Genomic DNA, 17,731 nt, shown 5'->3' on the forward strand with positions numbered 1-17,731 from the left:
CCGGAGAAATGACAGCGGAGGACCGGAGGAGCATGAACAACGACCGTGCGCGCGGAGCGCTGCTCGGCCTGGCGATCGGCGACGCCATGGGCGCACCGACCGAGGGCATGACCCTTCCCGATATCCGCGAGAAGTGGGGCCGGGTGCGCGGCTTCGTCGACCCCGACGCCGCCGGGACCGACGACACCGAGTACGCCGTGCTGTGCGCCCGCGGCGTGCTGCGGGCGGGCGCGGACCTGACGTCCGACGTGGTGGCCGACACGTGGCTGGAGGCGCTGCGCGCGCAGCGCACCGGGTTCAACCGTGCGGGCTTCAGCGAGATGATCGCGATCGCCAACCTCCACGCGGGCATGACGCCGCCCGCCAGCGGGCAGCGCAACGCCGAGACGTGGAGCGACGGCGCCGCCATGCGGGTCGCCCCGATCGGCGTCTACGCCGCCGGCGACCCCGCGCTCGCGATCCGGATGGCCCGGGCCGACGCGGAGGTCAGCCACTCGCGCGACGGTGTCTGGTGCGCCCAGGCGATCGCCGCCGGCGTGGCCGTCGCCATGGTCGAGGACGACGTCGACCCCGTGCTGGACGCCATGCTCGCCGCCATGCCCGCCGACTCCTGGTCGGCCCGCACGGCCCGCCGCGCGCTCGACATCGCGGCCGGCGCCGGCTCGCCGGAGGAGGCCGAGGAGGCCCTGTTCGAGACGATCCCGCTGCGGCACTACATGTGGGCCGACGTCGCCCCCGAGGCCGTGGCGCTGACCATCGGCCTGCTGCGGGCCAACGACGGCGCGACGAGCGTCATCGAGTCGGGTGTCAACATCGGCCGCGACTCCGACACCATCGCGGCGATGGCCGGCGCGGTCGCCGGCGCCCTGCACGGGGCGAGCGCGTTCGACCCGGCGCACGTGGCCCAGGTGCGCTCCGTGACGGGCCAGTGCATCGCGGCGACGGCCGGCACCGACCTGGTGGACCTGGCCGACGCCCTGGCCGAGCGTGCGGCCGCGGACCGCGCGACCACCGACGACGTCCGCGGCGACGCGGACCGTGGCAAGGAGACCCGAGCATGACCCACCGTCTCGACCGCGCCGTCGGCGCCGTGCACGGGCTGGCGCTGGGCGACGCCCTCGGGGCGCCGGCCGGCGAGCACCGGACCGTCCGCGACCCGTGGGTGCGGCAGATGCTCCGCAAGGGGGCCCTGGAGCTGGACCAGTCCCGGGTGCTGCGCCCGGTGGTGCCGTTCGTGCTGACCGCCGTGGACTCGCCGGCGCTCGTGGCGACGGACGACGCCGAGACGTTCGCGGTCGCGGCCCGGGTGCTGCTGGAGGCCCCGGGGTGGGACCAGGACGGCCTGTTCGACACCTGGCGCGCCCTGCTCGACACCCCCGGCACCTGGACCGGCGCCGCGCAGCGCTCGGCGCTGCTCAACGCGGCGGCCGGGCTGCGCCCGCCCCACACCGGGGCCGACAACCCGGCCTTCTACGACGACACGGCGCTGCCCGGGGCGCTGGCCGTGGCGATCGCCACCGGCGACCCGGCGTCCGCGGCGGGGCTGGCCCGCACCTACGCGACCATCACCCACGACGGCATCGGGGTCCACGCGGCCGCCGCGTTCGCCCGCCTCGTGGGTCATCTGCTCCAGGGCGCGCCGATCGGGGACGCGCTGGGCGCCGTCGACGAGGACCTCGCCGCCGACGACTGGCTCGCCGACGGCGTGCGCGACGCGCTGCGGATCGCCGGCGACGCACGCTCGCCCTTCGCGGCGATCCCCGCGCTCGTGGCTCGCTTCGCCCCGCGCACCTACAGCCACCCCGGCACGGTCGCGGAGACCCTGCCGCTCGCCGTGGCGATCCTCGTCCTCGCCGAGGGCGATCACGAGGCCGCGCTGCCCCTGGCGCTGTCGGTCACCCGGCACCAGGACAGCCTGCCGGCGCTGGTCGGCGCTCTGTGCGGTGCCACGGGGAGCGCCCCGGAGGCGGCGGACCTGGACGTGCTGCAGGGCGTGACGGTCCCGGCCGTCGCCGGGCGCTCGCTCGCCGCGCTGGCGACGGCGCTCGACGAGAAGGCGGCCTAGCGCGCCCCACCGGGCGCGGGGGCCGGCGATATCATGGCCCCCTGCCCATCGGACCCTCCTGGTACCCGCGCGCGAGCTCCGGGCGCGGGGTCGAGGGCCCGCGGAGGAAGGCTGAGATGACGACGACCGACCAGCAGTTCACCGACCCGGCCCTCGACCTGCGGCTCACCGACGCCCAGTGGGAGAAGCTCATCGCCCACGCCACGCCGCGCGACGTCGCGCGCGGGGACTACGTCTTCCGGTCCGGCGAGCGCGACTACCCGATGGTCCTGGTCGAGTCGGGCGAGATCGAGGTGGTGCGCGACGCCCTGCGCTGGGTCGGCGAGGAGGTCGTCGCCACCATGGGGCCCCGGTCGTTCGCCGGTGAGCTGGGGCTGCTCAACGGCCAGAGCGCGTTCCTCTCGGCCCGGGCGACCGTGCCGGGGCGCGTCTGGTTCCTCGCGCGCCCCGACCTGCGCCGCATCCTGGCCCAGGAGGACGAGCTCGGCGACGCCGTGCTGCACGCCCTGTGGGCCCGGCGGGAGCTGCTCCGGCGCGGCCCGGCCGCGCTGACCCTCAAGTTCGTCGGGCTGGAGGCCTCGGGGGAGTTCCTCGCGCTGCGCCGCTTCGCCGAACGCCTCGACCTGGTCCACACTGCCGTTCCCCTCGACCCGGACAGCGCCCTGACGCACCCGCTGCACGACTACGCCGTCGACGACCTGCCCATCGCCTTCGTCCAGGGTGAGCCGATCGTGCGGGCGACGCCCGGGGTCATCGCCGAGCAGCTGGGGCTGAGCTACGAGGCCACCGACGAGGACGTCGTGGACCTCGTGGTGATCGGCGGCGGCCCCGCCGGTCTCGCGGCGTCGATCTACGCCGCGTCGGAGGGGCTGAGCACGCTGCTGCTCGAGGCGATCGCCCCCGGCGGGCAGGCCGCGTCGACCTCCCGCATCGAGAACTTCCTCGGCTTCCCCTTCGGGGTCAGCGGGGGCGCCCTCATCGGGCAGGCGACACTGCAGGCCATCAAGTTCGGGGTGCGCGTCTGCGCCCCGTGCGAGACCGCCGCGCTCGCCCCGGCCGGTGACGAGCTCGCGGTGACGCTCACCGACGGCCGGGTCATCCGGGCACGCGCCGCGATCGTCGCGTCGGGTGCGGCCTACCGACGACTGCGCCTGGAGCGCTGGGCGGACTTCGAGGGCGCCGGCATCCACTACGCGGCCACCCCGCTGGAGCTCAAGCAGGTCACCGAGTCGCCCGTGGTGGTCGTGGGCGGGGCCAACTCCGCGGGCCAGGCCGCCCTGTACCTCGCGGCGAACGGCTGCCCGGTGCACCTCGTGGTGCGCGGCAGCGACCTGGGCGCCCGGATGTCCTCCTACCTGGTCGACCGGCTCGTCGAGGACCCGCGCATCCAGGTCCACCGCGAGTCGAACATCGTGGGGCTGGACGGCAACGGGCACCTGGAGTCCGTCGCGATCGACACCGCCGGCCAGGTCGAGGCGCGGGGCCTGTTCTGCTTCATCGGCGCCGAGCCCGCGACGTCGTGGCTCCCGGCGCTCGACCGGGACCAGGCCGGTTTCATCCGCACCGGGGCCGACGTCACGCCGGAGGCGCTGGCGCAGTGGCGGCCGCTCGGTCGCGGCCCGCTCCCGTTCGAGACCTCCGTGCCGCGGGTCTTCGCGGTCGGCGACGTACGCCGGGGCTCGATGAAGCGCGTGGCCGCCGCGGTCGGCGAGGGATCCAGCGCGGTCGCCTCGGTGCACCAGGTGCTGGGAGCGCCCGTCGCCTGATCCCGACGGGGCCCTCGCACGCCCGGTCCATGACATGTGTCATGCCCGTAGCCTGGGCGGATGAGCATCCAGCCCGAGTACGCGGCCGCGTCGGCGGGTGCCGCGGCCGCAGACGCCCGCAGTGCGGTGCGGCTCACCCGGAGCGTCTCCGCGACGTGGTGGTACATGGCCATCGCGATCGTGGTCTTCGAGCTGGTCCTCGTCGTCGTCTCGGTGGACACCCTCGTCCGGGGCGGGGTGGGCGCCCTCGAGGTCGCCGTCGTCGGGGCCGGCGGGCTGCTGTGGTGGCTGGCCACGCTGGTGCCGCTGGCCGACTACCGCCGCAGGACGGAGGCGGCGCCGCTGCTGGTCTGGCGCCGTCACGGCCCGGCGCTGCTGATCGGCCTGGCCTACGGGCTCGCGGCCGGCCTCGTCACCGACCTGTGGGTGCTGGGTGCCCTGCCCGTGATCCAGGCGGCGATGCTGCTGAACTGGCCGCCGGGCGTGCGGTTCCGCGTGGTGCTGGCCGCGACCGCCCTGCTCGTGGCCCTGTCCCTGATCGACTCCGCGCTCGTCCTCGAGGAGACCGGTGGCGCGGGCTGGGCCCGGATGGTCTTCCTGTCCGCGACGCTGCCGGCCATCACCGTCTCGTCGCTGTGGTGGTGGGACGTGCTGGTCGCGCTCGACCGCGCCCGCGCCTCGGAGGCGCGCCTCGCGGCGACGCAGGAGCGCCTGCGGGTCGCCACGGACGTGCACGACCTGCAGGGGCACCACCTCCAGGTGATCGCGCTCCAGCTCGAGCTCTCCGAGCGGCTCATGCCGCACGATCCCGAGGCGGGCACGGAGCAGCTGCGCGCCGCGCGCGTCAGCGTGGACGCCGCCCGGCAGGGCACGCGCGACCTCGCCACCCGCTTCCGCTCCGTCCCGCTGCCCGACGAGCTCGCCAACGCCGTGGACCTGCTGCGGGCCGCGGGCACGGACGCCGCGGCGACGGTGGACCCGGACGCGTCGTCGGCCCCGGCCACGGCCCTGGGGCCGGTGATCCGGGAGACGACGACGAACGTGCTGCGCCACGGCGGCGGGCGCCGGGCCCGGCTCAGCCTCACGCGGGCGGACGGGGTGTGGCGCTACGAGATCTCGAACGACGTGGCCGCCGTCGCCGTCGCCGAGGACACGAGCGGCGCGGGGCTGGAGGGGATCGCGCGCCGGGCGGCGGAGGCGGGCGGCCACCTCGACGTGCGGCGCGGGGACGAGACCTTCACGGTGGTCGTCACCGTGCCGCACGACGGCGGCTAGGCTCAGCGCCGCGTGGACGCCATCCACTCCCAGATGCTCGTGCCGTCGTGGCGCGGGTCGTTCCGGGCCACGTAGATCCACGACCAGTGCCCGGGGTAGGTGTTCCCGTCCCACGTGACCGAGTCGTACAGGCTCATGATCGAGCCGTCGATCCGCTCGTGGGCGTAGACGGTGTTCGCCCGGGCGTCCAGCGTGGTGTCGTCGGCCGAGGCCACGAGCCACGTCGGCGTGGTCGTCGCGGCGAGCTCGGCGTCGGAGATGAAGTAGGCGCCCGAGCCGTCCCGGGGGCCGATGCCGCAGCAGATCGGCGACGAGGTGGCGAACACGTCCGCGTACTCGGCGACCATCTTCAGCGACATGTACCCGCCGTTCGAACAGCCGACCACGTGGACCCGGCTCGCATCGATCCGGTACGCCGCGGCGACCTCCTCGATCGCCTCCAGGACGAGCGGCGCGAAGCCGTCGCCATCCTGCATCCAGGCCGACGTCGCCTGCGGGGCGAGCACGTAGGCGCCGCCGAAGAGGTCCTGGGCCTCCGGCGTGGCGAAACCGAGGGCGCCCCGGTTGGCTCGCAGCTGCGTCTCGTTGTCGTAGTAGTGGTACTGGTCGTTGATCAGGCCGCCCTCGCCGCCGCCGTGCAGCCACACGACGAGTGCCGTGCGGTCCCGACCGCGCCGGCGCGACGGGGAGAACAGCCGGTAGTTCAGGCCCGAGGCGGTCGCGTGGTAGCTGAACGCGTCGACCTCGGGGTCGGACAGCCGGTCCTGGCGGAACGAGTCCAGCACGACAGCGCCGCCCCCGCCCCGAGCGCGCAACGGCTCGACCTGCGTGACGGCGTGGTCGAGGTCCAGCACCACGTTGCGGCCGAAGGCGCCCAGGTACTGCAGCGTGCTGCCGCCGTCGACCCCCCACCCGTGCTCCAGCTCCAGGAGGATCTCGCCGCGGCGCGTCCAGCCCGCGGCGGTGACCGCCCGGTCCTGCTCGTAGGCGACCTGCCCGGTGAGCGGGTTGGTGGCGGTGACGTGCACGGTGAACGTCGACCCGGTCAGCGACGACCGCTCCACACGGCTCAGCCTGTGGGAGGACACGACGAGCGAGGTCACCTGCTCACCGCCGTCGAGCACCTCGGCGACGGGCGTCACCACGGCGTCCGTGCGCCCGCGCCCCGTGGAGACCGGGGCGCTCGCGGCCGCGGCGGGTGCGCCCAGCAGGGCCGAGGCGCCGACGGCGGCGCCGGAGACGAGCACGGTGCGGCGGGAGATCGGGGTGCTCATGGCGGAACTCCTTTGTTCGGGGCCAAGGAGCCGGCAGTCGCCGTGGAGCACACCACCGGCCACCCCGGAGGGTAGTTACCGGTGTCGACGCACGTCAACGAGTCGCCGCCGAGGCAGCCCGTGACCGGTGCGGTCAGGACTTGGTGCGGTAGATGTGCATCGCGATCGGGCCCAGCACCGCCGTGAGCGCGGCGGACGCGATCAGCACCCAGAGGATCTCGGAGGTGTCCGCGCTGCCCGCCATGAGGCCGCGCACCGCGGTGACCAGGTGGCTGACGGGGTTGACCTCGACGAACGCGCGCAGGCCGGACGGCATGGTGGCGGGGTCCACGAAGACGTTGGAGGCGAACGTGAGCGGCATGAGCACCAGCATCGAGATGCCCATCACGGCGTTGGGCGAGCGCACCAGCAGCCCGAGGATGATGAAGGTCCAGCTCAGCGCGAACGCGAACACCAGCAGGAGCAGCACCCCGAGCACCACGCCCAGGAACCCGCCGTCGGGCCGGAAGCCGAGCACCAGGCCCAGCGCGATCGTGATGACCGAGGCGATCGTGTAGCGCACGGTGTCGCCCAGCAGGGCGCCGACGACGGGCGACGGCCGCCAGATGGGCAGGGAACGGAACCGGTCGAACACGCCCTTGGAGATGTCGTTGTTGAGGGTGTAGCCGGTGTAGATCGTCACGAACAGGATGGTCTGCACCAGGATGCCGGGCAGCAGGAACTGGACGTACGCCTGCGTGGAGCCGGCCAGCGCCCCGCCGAACAGGTACGTGAACATCAGCGTGAAGATGATGGGGGAGACCAGCACGTCGAAGAGCTGCTCGGGCACGTGCTTGATCTTCAGCAGCGCGCGCCAGCCGAACGTCAGCGTGGTCCCGAGCGCGGACGGCCGGCTGGGGCGTTCGGTGAGGGCGACGGCGTCGCGCAGGGTCGTCGTGGTCATCGCGGCACCTCGGTGGTCTCCCGGGCGCCGGCGTCCCGTTCGGCGGCCGCGTCCTCGTCGGGCAGGGGCTGGCCGGTCAGGGCGAGGAACACCTCGTCGAGGCTCGGCTGGCCGAGCGTGAACTCGGGCACGCTGATCCCGGCCTCGGCCAGCGCCGGCAGCAGCCGGGGTACGGCGTCGGCGCCGTCGTCCGGCACGCGCGCGGCGATCGTGTGCGGGTCGGAGCCGAAGGTGACCTCGGTGCGCAGGACCCGCTCGGTGATCTCGGCGGCCCGGGCACGTTCGGACACCTCGGCCACCCGCAGGTGCACGGCGCCCTCGCCGACCGACCGCTTGAGGTCGCTCGCGGTGCCCTCGGCGACGGTGCGCCCGTGGTCGACGACGGCGATGCGGTCCGCGAGCTGGTCCGCCTCGTCGAGGTACTGGGTGGTGAGCAGCACGGTGGCGCCGTCGTCCACGAGCACCCGCACGATGTCCCACACCTGGTTGCGGCTGCGCGGGTCCAGGCCGGTGGTCGGCTCGTCCAGGAACAGCACGCGCGGGGCGAGCACGAGCGAGGCGGCGAGGTCGATGCGGCGGTGCATGCCGCCGGAGTAGGTCTTGACCTGCCGGGACCCGGCGTCGTCCAGGTCGAACGCCTCCAGCAGGCCCTGGACGCGCCGCCGGGCGGCGGCGGGGGCGAAGCCGTAGAGCCGGGCGAGCATCAGCAGGTTCTCGGTGCCGGTCAGGTCCTCGTCCACGGAGGCGTACTGCCCGGTCAGCCCGACGGCGGAGCGCACGGCGTCGGCGTCCCGCACCACGTCGTGGCCCAGCACGGTCGCGGTGCCGGCGTCGGGCCGCAGCAGGGTGGCGAGCATCCGGACCACGGTGGTCTTGCCCGCGCCGTTGGGGCCCAGCAGGCCGAAGACGCTGCCCTCGGCGATCGAGAGGTCGATCCCGTCGACGGCCTTGGTGACGGACCTGCGGCTGGTGAAGTGCTTGACGAGGCCTCGTGCCTCGACGGCGAGCGAGTCGGTCATACGATCCCCTCCTCGTTGCCACTGTCGCACCGCGCGGCCCGACTCTCAATCCGGTTCGGCGGTCCCCGAACGAGCGCCGGCCGGACGGGCCTCACCCGTCGCGCAGCAGGATGCCCAGCGACGGCGCCCGCCCCTTCTCGATGTGCGCGAACGCGATCGACTCGGCGAGCCGGTCGTTGCCGGACGCGATGACCTCCAGCAGCTCGTCGTGCTCGTGCGACTGCCCGGCGGGGTCCCGCTCCGCGGTGAGGTAGAACAGCCACGTCATGCGGCCCAGCACGCCGCGCATGATCGAGGCGAGCAGCTCGTTGCCGGCCAGCTCCACGACCCGTTCGTGGTAGGTCGTGTGCGCCTCGGCGATCTCCAGGCGGTCGCCGCTCGCCACGGCGGCGTGCGCGAGGTCGAGGGACGCGGTGAGCGAGGCCGTGCTCGCGCCCTCACGCACCGCGGTGGCCGCCTGGCGGGCGGCCAGCGACTCGATCGAGAGGCGCACGTCGAACAGCTCGTTGACGGCGCGCCCCGTCCAGGTCGTGACGCGGGCGCTGCGCCGCGGCGCCGTCGTCAGGAAGCCCTCGTTCTCCAGGTGCGGGATCGCCGCGCGGATGGGGATGCGCGACACGTCGAGCTCGTCGGCGAGGCGGGCCTCCTTGAGCGCCGACCCCTGCGGGTAGTCGCCCAGGATGATGCCGCGGCGCAGGGTCTGGTACATCTGCGCCGACAGCGGCTCGCCGAGTCCGGGCTGCGGTTCGGTCATGGGGGCGGCTCCTCAGGGACTGCGGGGTAAGGACTGCGGGGTGGACGGGCTGCCGTGCCGGCCGGGCGTGCCCGGCTCATGCCCGCGTGCGCACCATCGTCCCAGCCTCCGCGTCCGCCGCCCGACGCAGCACGTGGTCGGCGGCGGCGAGGTCCTGCAGCCCGAGCCCGACGGAGTTGAACACCGTGAGGTCGGCCGCCTCCGTGCGTCCCGGGGCGTGGCCGACCAGCACCTCGCCGAGCTCCACGAGGTCGGCCTCCCGCAGCGCGCCCGCCACGATCGCGTTGCGGACGTTGCCCGAGTCGGCGAGCGCCACGGCCCGCGCGTCGACGACGGTGACGGCGGCGCGGGCGAAGACCTCGGGCGGCACCTCCGAGAACTCGGGCCGGGGCGGCGAGCCGACGGCGTTGACGTGCGTGCCGGGGGAGAGCCAGTCCGCCCGCAGGATCGGGGTCTCGGCCGGGGTGAGAGTGCAGACGACGTCGGCCCCGTCGACGGCGGCGCGCGCGTCGGCGGTCGGGACCGCGGGCAGGCCTGCCGCCTTGAGGGAGTCGGCGAGCTCGCCGCCCCGGACCCCCGAGCGGGACCACACGCGCACCTCGTCGAGGTCGAGCACGTGGGCGAGCGCCAGTGCGTGCTCGCGGGCGAGCGCGCCCGCCCCGAGCAGGGCGACGGTGCGCGCGCCGGGACGGGCCAGCGCGCGGGAGGCGAGCGCGGTCACGGCGGCGGTGCGCAGCCGGGTGACGGCGCGCCCGTCGAGGAGGCCGACGCACTCGCCCGTCTCGGCCGAGTAGACCGAGATGGTGGAGCGCTGCGCGGGCAGTCCCGCGGCCCGGTCGCGGGGTCGGTCGGCGAGCACCTTCACCGCGAACAGCCCGAGCTCCGGGGCGAACGAGGTCATGGGGACGACCGCCGGCCCGTCCGCGGTGCGGTCGCCCGGTGCCCGGAAGGCGTGGGGGGCGGGCTGGGCCGCCAGCCCGGCCGCGAGCCAGCGGTGCGCCTGGTCGAGCGAGGCGAGGAGCCCTGCCGGCTCCACCAGTCCTTCCACTTGCTCCGACGTGAGCACGCGTGTGGTCATGCGACCTCCTGAACTCGTTTCTGTATCCCAGATGGCCGGACCCCCGGTCGATCGTGCTCTGCGCAGACCCGTTTCGCGCGCATCCGCAGTCACTGTTCCACGCGCCGAGGGGCCGGAAACTCTCGCATAATTCCAGGGATTCTCCGGGGTCACAAGCCCCTCGGGCCCACTTCGGAGGTTTCACTCACCCGAAACCGACCGATACGCAGATGAAACAAATCCAGCCCAATCTGTATACAGATCACTTCGAACAACCTCGAAGGGGGTGAGTGCTCCATGGCGAGATTTCTCGTCACCCGAACGCTGCAGGCGCTCGCGACGATCTTCGTGGTCGTCACCGTGGCCTTCCTGCTCGGCCGCCTGAGCGGCAGCCCCGCGGCGCTGCTGCTGACCGAGAACGCGACCCGGGAGCAGATCGACGAGCTCAACACGCGGCTCGGCTTCGACCAGCCGCTGCCGGTGCAGTACGTCGAGTACCTGCGCGGCATCCTCGGTGGCGACTTCGGCGACTCGTACCGGCAGGCCGGCGTCTCGTCGATGGACCTCGTGCTGGAGCGGCTGCCCGCGTCGCTCAGCCTGGGCGCGATCGGCCTCGCCCTAGGGCTCGTGCTGGCGTTCGCCGCGACCATCACCACGCACCTCGCGCGCAGCCGCACGCTGCGCACCACGTTCCTCGGCCTCGGCTCGGCACGGCAGGCCATCCCCGACTTCTTCTTCGGGCTGCTGCTCGTGCTCGTGTTCTCGGTGACGCTGGGCTGGCTGCCCTCGCTCGGCAACCGGGACCCGCTCGCGATCGTCATGCCGGCGCTGACCATCGCCACCGCGCAGTTCGTGGTCTACACCCGGCTGCTCGACAACTCGCTGTCGGAGCAGGGGCGGCTCGACTACGCGCGGACCGCGGTGGCCCGCGGCGAGAACCGGTTCCGCGTGGTGGTGGGCGAGCTGCTGCCCAACGCGTCCCTGCCGGTGCTCACGATCGCCGCCATCAACCTCGGCTCGTTCCTCGGCGGGCTGGTGATCGTCGAGAACGTGTTCGCCTGGCCGGGCATGGGCCAGCTCATGCTCAGCGCCGTCTACTCGCGCGACTTCCCGGTCGTGCAGTCCGGGCTGATCGTGGTCGCCGCCCTGTTCATCCTGTCCAACCTGCTGGTCGACGCCGCGAGCGCGCTCATCGACCCGAGAGTGAGGCGCGCCTGATGACCGACACCGACCTGGTCAGGAAGCCGCCGGCGGCGCGCGTCGTCGCCGCGGCCGCCGGCCTCACCCCGCTGGAGCGGACGGGTGTCGCGCTCGTGACCGCCGTCGTGCTCTTCTGCGTGGTCACCCCGTTCCTGCCGCTCTACGCGCCGTACGCGCAGGACCTGTCGCGCGCGTTCGTGCCGCCGCTGACCGACGCCGCCCACCCGCTCGGCACCGACATGCTCGGCCGCGACCTGGCGAGCCGCCTGGCCCTCGGCGGGCTCGTCTCGCTCGGCATCGTGCTGCTGGTGGTGGTCGTCAACGCGATCATCGGCATGGTCGTCGGCCTGCTCGCCGGCTACCACGGCGGCCGCCTCGACAACGTGCTCATGGGCTGGGCCGACGTGCAGCTCGCGATGCCCGTGATCCTCGTGCTCATCGCGCTGTCGGCGGCCGTGGGCCCGAGCGTGTGGCTCATGGTCGTCACGCTCGCGGCCACCTACTGGGTGGGCTACGCCCGCGTCGCGCGCGGCACGGCCATGACCCTGCGCGACCGCGACTTCGTGCTCGTCCCGCGCATCCAGGGCGCCTCCGCCACCTGGACCATCAGCCGGCACATCGCCCCGGGCGTCGCCGTGCAGATGCTCATCCTCGCCTCCAGCGACATCGGGGCGGTGCTGCTGCTCACGAGCTCGTTCGACTACCTCGGCCTCGGGGTGCAGCCGCCCGTGCCGAGCTGGGGCCTGCTCATCAGCGAGGGCCAGAAGTACATCCGGCAGGCGCCGTACCTCTCGGTGGTGCCCGGCATCGCGATCTTCCTGGTCGTGATCGGCACCAACCTGATCAGCCAGCGATTCACGGCCGAGCGCGACCTGCGCTCGGCACGGCGACGGAAGTGAGGACCACATGACCACGCCAGTGCTGCTGCGCGTCGACGACCTGTCGGTCGGCTACCGCGACGCCGACGGCGCCGAGGTGCGCCTCGTCGACGGCGTCGGCTTCACCGTGCACGAGGGGCGGGTGCTCTGCCTGGTCGGCGAGTCCGGCTCGGGCAAGAGCCTGACGATGGCCGCCGTGCTCGGCCTGCTGCCCGAGGGGCTCGAGGTGCTTTCCGGTACCGTGCGGTTCCGCGGCCAGGACCTGCTCACCCTGCCCGAGCGCGAGCTGCGGGCGCTGCGCGGCAACGAGCTCGCGATGGTCTTCCAGGACCCGATGACGGCGCTCAACCCCGTCAAGCGGGTCGGCGCGCAGATCGCCCGCGCCGTCCGCGCCCACCACCCGCGCACGCCGCGTGCCCAGGTGCTGGCCCGCGTCGAGGAGCTGCTCACCGAGGTGGGCGTGCCCGACCCCGCCGAGCGCGCCCGGAGCTACCCGCACCAGTGGTCCGGCGGCATGCGCCAGCGCGCGGTGATCGCGATGGCCATGGCGAACCGGCCCGCGCTGCTGATCGCCGACGAGCCCACCACGGCGCTCGACGTGACCATCCAGGCGCAGATCATGGACGTGCTCGCCGACGCGCGGGCGACGTCGGGCGCCGCGATGGTGCTCATCACGCACGACCTGGGCCTCGTGGCGCAGGTCGCCGACGAGATCTGCATCATGTACGCCGGCCGGATCGTCGAGCGCGGCACGGTGTGGACCGTCTTCGACGAGGCGCGGCACCCGTACACCGCCGGGCTGCTCGGCAGCCTGCTGTCGGCCGAGCGGGCCGGGTCGCGCGCGTACGCCATCCCCGGGTCGCCGCCCGCGCCGACCCGCCGCCCACCGGGGTGCGCGTTCGCGACCCGCTGCGAGCTCCCGGCGCGGTCCGAGCTGTGCGGCACCACGCGCCCCGAGCTGCGGCCGGCGGCGGACGTCACGCACGAGTCCGCGTGCCACCACGCCGACCGCACGCTCGAGTTCGCCCGGGCGGTGACCGCATGAGCGCCGTGCTCGAGATCGACGACCTGCACGTGCGGTTCACGTCCCGGCGCGGCCTGCGCGGCCGCAGCGTGGTGCACGCCGTCGACGGCGTGAGCCTCACGCTCGGCCGCGGCGAGACGCTCGGGCTCGTGGGCGAGTCGGGCTGCGGCAAGTCCACGCTCGTGCGCACCGTGTTCGGCCTCAACACCCCGGCGTCCGGCTCGGTCTCGATCCTCGGGCAGCGCATGCAGGGGCTCGCGCCGGCGGCGCGCCGCAAGGTGCTCAGCAGCGTCCAGCTCGTCTTCCAGGACCCGTACTCGTCGCTCGACCCGCGCATGCGCGTGCACGACATCGTCGCGGAACCGCTGCGCATCGCGGGGCGGTACGCGCCCGAGCGGGTCGTGGAGCTGCTGGCCGAGGTGGGTCTCGACGCCGACGTGCAGCAGCGCCGTCCGGCGCAGTTCTCCGGCGGCCAGCGCCAGCGCATCGGCATCGCCCGGGCACTCGCGCTGCGCCCCGAGATCCTCGTGCTCGACGAGCCGGTCTCGGCGCTCGACGTCTCGGTGCAGGCACAGGTGGTGAACCTGCTCATGGACCTGCAGGAGCGGCTCGGCCTGTCGTACCTGTTCATCGCCCACGACCTCGCCGTCGTGCGCCACCTCTCCGACCGGGTCGCGGTGATGCGGCAGGGCCGCATCGTCGAGACCGGCGACCGCGACCAGATCTTCGACGCGCCGCGGCACCCGTACACCGCGTCCCTCCTGGCGTCGATCCCGCACCCGGACCCGTACCTGCGCCCGGGCGCGCCGCCCCGCCCCTGACACCCGCTCCCACCCGAGCAGCACCCACTCCCGAGCAGCACCCGAACCGTAAGGAACTGAGCATGCTCCGACACCTCACCCGACCTGCCGCGGCCGGCGTCGCCCTCGTGGCCGCCCTCGCCCTCGGCGGCTGCTCCGCCGCCAGCGGCACCACCGCCGTCTCGCACGACCTCACGGTCGGCGCCGTCACCGAGCCCGAGCGGCAGCCCGACCCGCTCGTGGAGGGCTCGCTGGCCGGCTTCAACTATTACTACAACCTCTACGACCAGCTCACCACGCTCAACGCCGACGGCGAGATCGAGCCGTCCGTGGCGACCGGATGGACCCCGAACGACGACTTCACGGAGTGGACCTTCACGCTGCGGGACGACGTCACCTTCCACAACGGCGAACCCCTCACGGCCTCGGACGTCGCGTTCAGCTACAACCAGGTGCTGGCCACGCCCGACTCCGACATCCGCGGCTACATGGGGATGCTCGAGTCGGCGGAGGCCACGGACGACACGACCGTCGTGTTCACGCTCAGCTCCCCGTTCTCGCCGTGGCCGTCGATCACCACCGCGGTGTCGATCGTGCCCGAGGACGTCTACACCGAGCTCGGCCCGGAGGGCTTCGTCGAGGCGCCGGTGGGCTCCGGGCCGTTCACGTACGTGAGCTGGACGCGCGGCGTCGAGTACGTGCTGGAGGGCAACGACGACTACTGGGGCGGCGCCCCGGAGGTGGACACGCTCACCTTCCAGACCGTCGCCGACGAGGAGGCGCGCCTCAACGGCGTCATCGCGGGCAGCCTGGACGTCGCGCTCATCTCGCCCAACCAGGTCTCCGCGGTCGACGGCTCGGGGGCCGAGATCGCGTCGCGGGAGTCGAACGGCGTGATCTTCCTCGGCACCAACTCCACGAAGGGCGCGCTCGAGGACCCGCTCGTGCGCCGGGCGATCCAGCTCGCGATCGACAAGGAGGAGCTCGTGGCGCAGGCGCTCGGCGGCCGTGCCGTCGCGAACGACCAGCCCGTCGCGCCCAACGTCACCGGCCACGCGGCGGACGCCGAGGCGCCCGGCTTCGACCCCGAGGCCGCCGAGGAGCTGCTCGCGCAGTCCTCGTACGACGGCGAGGCGATCCCCTTCGAGTACGCGACCGACGGCCGCATCCCGCTCAGCTCCGAGGTGGCGCAGGCGATCGCCGGCTACCTCGACGCCGTCGGCATCAAGGTCGAGCTCATCGGGATGGACCAGGCGAGCCTCTCGAACAAGATCTACGGCACCGTGAACATGGAGGGCCTGTTCCTCAACACGTGGGCGCCCACCACGATGGACGCCGACATGCCCGCCACCAACTTCTTCGCCGGCGGTCAGAACGACTACGCCAGGTCGCCGGAGGCCACCGAGCTGGTCGAGCGGCAGCGCACGGTCGACGGCGCCGAGCGGGAGGCCGTGTTCGCCGAGCTCTCCCAGGTCAACTGGGACAACGCCTACCTGATCCCGCTCTACACCCCGATGGCCGACTACGCGGTGAGCCCCGACATCACCTGGGAGCCCCGCGTGGACGGCGAGTACGTGCTCAAGGACGTCACCTTCGCCGAGTAGCCGGACGACGGTGGGTGCCGGGACCGTCCGGCGCCCACCGCCGTCCGCCCCCACCCTCGTCCGCCCCCTGGAGGAACCCCATGCCCCGCACCGTCATCCGTTCCGTCCGCCCGTGGGGCGGCGCCCCCGCCGACGTCGTGCTCGACGACGGCCTCGTGAGCGAGGTCGTCCCGGCGGGCACGGCCGCCGTCGGCGCGGCCGAGATCGCGGGCGACGACGGCATCCTCGTACCCTCGTTCTCCGACGTGCACGTGCACCTCGACTCCACGCGCCTCGGCCTGCCCTTCCGCCCGCTGAGCGCGGGACCCACCCGGTGGGACCGGATCATGAACGACCGCGCGCACTGGCGGACGGCCGAGGCCCCCGTGGCCGACCGGGCCACCGAGACGCTGCGCCGCATGATCGCCCTGGGCGCCACCCGCGTGCGCTCGCACGCCCAGGTCGACGCCGACTCGAAGCTGGAGAAGTTCGAGGGCGTGCTCGCCGCGCGCGAGGCCCACTCCGCGTCGGCGTCGGTCGAGATCGTCGTGTTCCCACAGGTCGGCATCCACCTCGAACCGGGCGTACCCGAGCTCATGGACGAGGCGCTGCGCGCCGGCGGCGACCTCGTGGGCGGCATCGACCCCTGCGAGATCGACCGCGACCCGCGGCGCCACCTCGACACGGTGTTCGAGCTCGCCGAACGCCATCAGAAGGGCGTGGACATCCACCTGCACGAGCCGGGGGAGCTCGGCCTCTTCTCGATGAGCCTGGTCACCGAGCGCGTACGCGCGCTCGGCATGCAGGGCCGTGTGACCGTCTCGCACGCCTTCGCGCTGGGCTCCGGGCTCGCGGGCGTCGAACGGACGGTCGACGAGCTCGCCGAGCTGGACGTCGCCGTCACCACGATCGCCCCCGGCGGGCGCCTCGAGCTGCCGCTGGAACGCATGGTCACCGCGGGCGTGCGCGTGGGCCTCGGCATGGACGGCCAGCGCGACTACTGGTCCCCGTGGGGCAACGCCGACATGCTGGAGCGCGCCTGGCTGCTCGCCCACTCGCAGGGCTGGTCGCGCGACGACCTCATCGAGCTCGGCCTCGCCGTCGCCACCTGGGGCGGGGCGTCCGTCATCGACGGGCGGACGCCGCGGCTCACCGGCGTCGGCCACCACCCCGGGATCACCGTCGGCGACCCGGCGGAGCTGGTGATCCTGCGCGGCGAGACGCCGACGTCGGCGGTCATGGACCGGCTCCCCGGGCGCACGGTGATCCACGCCGGCCGCGTCGTGGCCGCCGACGGCGAGCTCGTATGACCACGCTCCTGGTCGTGAACTGCAACACCACGCGCGCCATGACCGAGGCGATCGCGGCGGTCGCCGCGGGCGCGGCGTCGCCCGGCACCACCGTCGTGGGCCTGACCCCGTCCTGGGGTCCCGCCTCCGCCGAGGGCTACTTCGAGAGCTACGCGACGGCGCTCGCGGTGCTCGACGCCGTGCTCGCCCACAGGGACCCGTACGATGCCGTGATCATGGCCGGCTACGGCGAGCACGGCCGGGAGGGCCTGCGGCAGGCGATCGACGTGCCGGTCGTCGACATCACCGAGGCGTCGGCCTTCCTCGCCTGCCTCGTCGCCCACCGGTTCGGCGTGGTGACGACGGTCGCCACCGCGGTGCCCGGCATCGAGGACTCGCTGCGCACCGCCGGAGTCCTCGGGCGGTGCGCAGGCGTGGCCGCGGCCGACGTCGCCGTGCTCGACATCGGCGACGTCGCCGAGACGGCGCGGGCCCTGGAGTCCGCGGGCGCCCGGCTCGTCGCGGCGGGCGCCGACGCCCTGGTGCTCGGCTGCGCCGGCTTCGCCGGGCTCGACGTCGAGCTGGAACGGCGTCTCGGCGTGCCCGTGCTGGACAGCGTGACCAGCGCGGTGCGGCTCGCGGAGTCGCTCGTCGCGCTCGGCAAGACGACGAGCACGGCGGGTCCGTACCGCCGGCCCGACCCGGCGAAGGCGTGGGTGGGGCGGCGACCCGGAGCCTGACCACCGGGTGAACCCGTCCCGAACACCCCCGCCGGTCGCCCGGCGCGGCTACGGTGGGGCCCTC

Annotated in this window: 16 protein-coding genes; 11 read left to right on the forward strand and 5 right to left on the reverse strand. The window is 73.8% G+C overall.

The genetic code is table 11. From position 1 onward, the window contains the following. Positions 1-32: 32 nt before the first annotated feature. The 4 genes from QRN56_RS06525 (at position 33) to QRN56_RS06540 (ending at position 5,106) form a co-directional block, all read left to right on the forward strand. A complete protein-coding gene (locus tag QRN56_RS06525; RefSeq protein WP_285101992.1) occupies positions 33-1,061 on the forward strand; it encodes an ADP-ribosylglycohydrolase family protein in 1,029 nt (342 codons plus the stop codon). Further along, positions 1,058-2,065, forward strand: coding sequence for an ADP-ribosylglycohydrolase family protein (locus tag QRN56_RS06530; protein WP_285101993.1), 1,008 nt, complete (start codon positions 1,058-1,060; stop codon positions 2,063-2,065). The genes QRN56_RS06525 and QRN56_RS06530 overlap by 4 nt, the downstream gene beginning before the upstream one ends. Positions 2,066-2,181: 116 nt before the next feature. Further along, on the forward strand, positions 2,182-3,831 hold the full coding sequence (locus QRN56_RS06535; RefSeq protein ID WP_285101994.1) for an FAD-dependent oxidoreductase: 1,650 nt from the start codon (positions 2,182-2,184) through the stop codon (positions 3,829-3,831). Positions 3,832-3,891: 60 nt separating this feature from the next. Then, on the forward strand, positions 3,892-5,106 hold the full coding sequence (locus QRN56_RS06540; protein WP_285101995.1) for a sensor histidine kinase: 1,215 nt from the start codon (positions 3,892-3,894) through the stop codon (positions 5,104-5,106). Positions 5,107-5,108: 2 nt separating this feature from the next. Here the strand turns inward: QRN56_RS06540 and QRN56_RS06545 are convergent, their stop codons facing one another. From QRN56_RS06545 to QRN56_RS06565, 5 genes are all read right to left on the reverse strand, one after another. Beyond that, on the reverse strand, positions 5,109-6,380 hold the full coding sequence (locus tag QRN56_RS06545; RefSeq protein ID WP_285101996.1) for a prolyl oligopeptidase family serine peptidase: 1,272 nt from the start codon (positions 6,378-6,380) through the stop codon (positions 5,109-5,111). 133 nt (positions 6,381-6,513) lie between these two features. Next, positions 6,514-7,323, reverse strand: coding sequence for an ABC transporter permease (locus tag QRN56_RS06550; RefSeq protein WP_285101997.1), 810 nt, complete (start codon positions 7,321-7,323; stop codon positions 6,514-6,516). Then, positions 7,320-8,342, reverse strand: coding sequence for an ATP-binding cassette domain-containing protein (locus QRN56_RS06555; protein WP_285101998.1), 1,023 nt, complete (start codon positions 8,340-8,342; stop codon positions 7,320-7,322). Before QRN56_RS06555 ends, QRN56_RS06550 begins: the two co-directional genes overlap by 4 nt. Positions 8,343-8,433: 91 nt before the next feature. Continuing rightward, positions 8,434-9,096, reverse strand: a complete 663-nt coding sequence (locus QRN56_RS06560) for a GntR family transcriptional regulator (RefSeq protein WP_285101999.1) — start codon at positions 9,094-9,096, stop codon at positions 8,434-8,436. 76 nt (positions 9,097-9,172) lie between these two features. Next, positions 9,173-10,174: an ornithine cyclodeaminase family protein gene (locus QRN56_RS06565; RefSeq protein ID WP_285102000.1), complete on the reverse strand. Its 1,002-nt coding sequence runs from the start codon at positions 10,172-10,174 to the stop codon at positions 9,173-9,175. Between the two features lie 276 nt (positions 10,175-10,450). Between QRN56_RS06565 and QRN56_RS06570 the strand changes: the two genes are divergently transcribed. The 7 genes from QRN56_RS06570 (at position 10,451) to QRN56_RS06600 (ending at position 17,667) form a co-directional block, all read left to right on the forward strand. Beyond that, complete coding sequence (locus QRN56_RS06570; protein WP_285102001.1) at positions 10,451-11,371, forward strand: ABC transporter permease; 921 nt, start codon at positions 10,451-10,453, stop codon at positions 11,369-11,371. Continuing rightward, positions 11,371-12,252: an ABC transporter permease gene (locus tag QRN56_RS06575; protein WP_285102002.1), complete on the forward strand. Its 882-nt coding sequence runs from the start codon at positions 11,371-11,373 to the stop codon at positions 12,250-12,252. The genes QRN56_RS06570 and QRN56_RS06575 overlap by 1 nt, the downstream gene beginning before the upstream one ends. 7 nt (positions 12,253-12,259) lie before the next feature. Continuing rightward, complete coding sequence (locus QRN56_RS06580; RefSeq protein WP_285102003.1) at positions 12,260-13,276, forward strand: ABC transporter ATP-binding protein; 1,017 nt, start codon at positions 12,260-12,262, stop codon at positions 13,274-13,276. Continuing rightward, positions 13,273-14,076 (forward strand): ATP-binding cassette domain-containing protein, encoded by an 804-nt coding sequence (locus QRN56_RS06585; RefSeq protein ID WP_285102004.1) that lies wholly within the window; start codon positions 13,273-13,275, stop codon positions 14,074-14,076. The genes QRN56_RS06580 and QRN56_RS06585 overlap by 4 nt, the downstream gene beginning before the upstream one ends. Positions 14,077-14,138: 62 nt before the next feature. Further along, positions 14,139-15,659, forward strand: coding sequence for an ABC transporter substrate-binding protein (locus tag QRN56_RS06590; protein WP_285102005.1), 1,521 nt, complete (start codon positions 14,139-14,141; stop codon positions 15,657-15,659). An 80-nt stretch (positions 15,660-15,739) separates the two neighbouring features. Beyond that, the gene (locus QRN56_RS06595) at positions 15,740-16,948 is read left to right on the forward strand and encodes an amidohydrolase family protein (protein WP_285102006.1); all 1,209 of its coding nucleotides are present in this window, start codon (positions 15,740-15,742) and stop codon (positions 16,946-16,948) included. Further along, positions 16,945-17,667, forward strand: coding sequence for an aspartate/glutamate racemase family protein (locus QRN56_RS06600; protein WP_285102007.1), 723 nt, complete (start codon positions 16,945-16,947; stop codon positions 17,665-17,667). Before QRN56_RS06595 ends, QRN56_RS06600 begins: the two co-directional genes overlap by 4 nt. The last annotated feature ends 64 nt before the right edge of the window (positions 17,668-17,731 follow it).

The organism is Promicromonospora sp. MEB111 (genome assembly GCF_030209445.1).
Classification (GTDB): Bacteria; Actinomycetota; Actinomycetes; order Actinomycetales; family Cellulomonadaceae; genus Promicromonospora.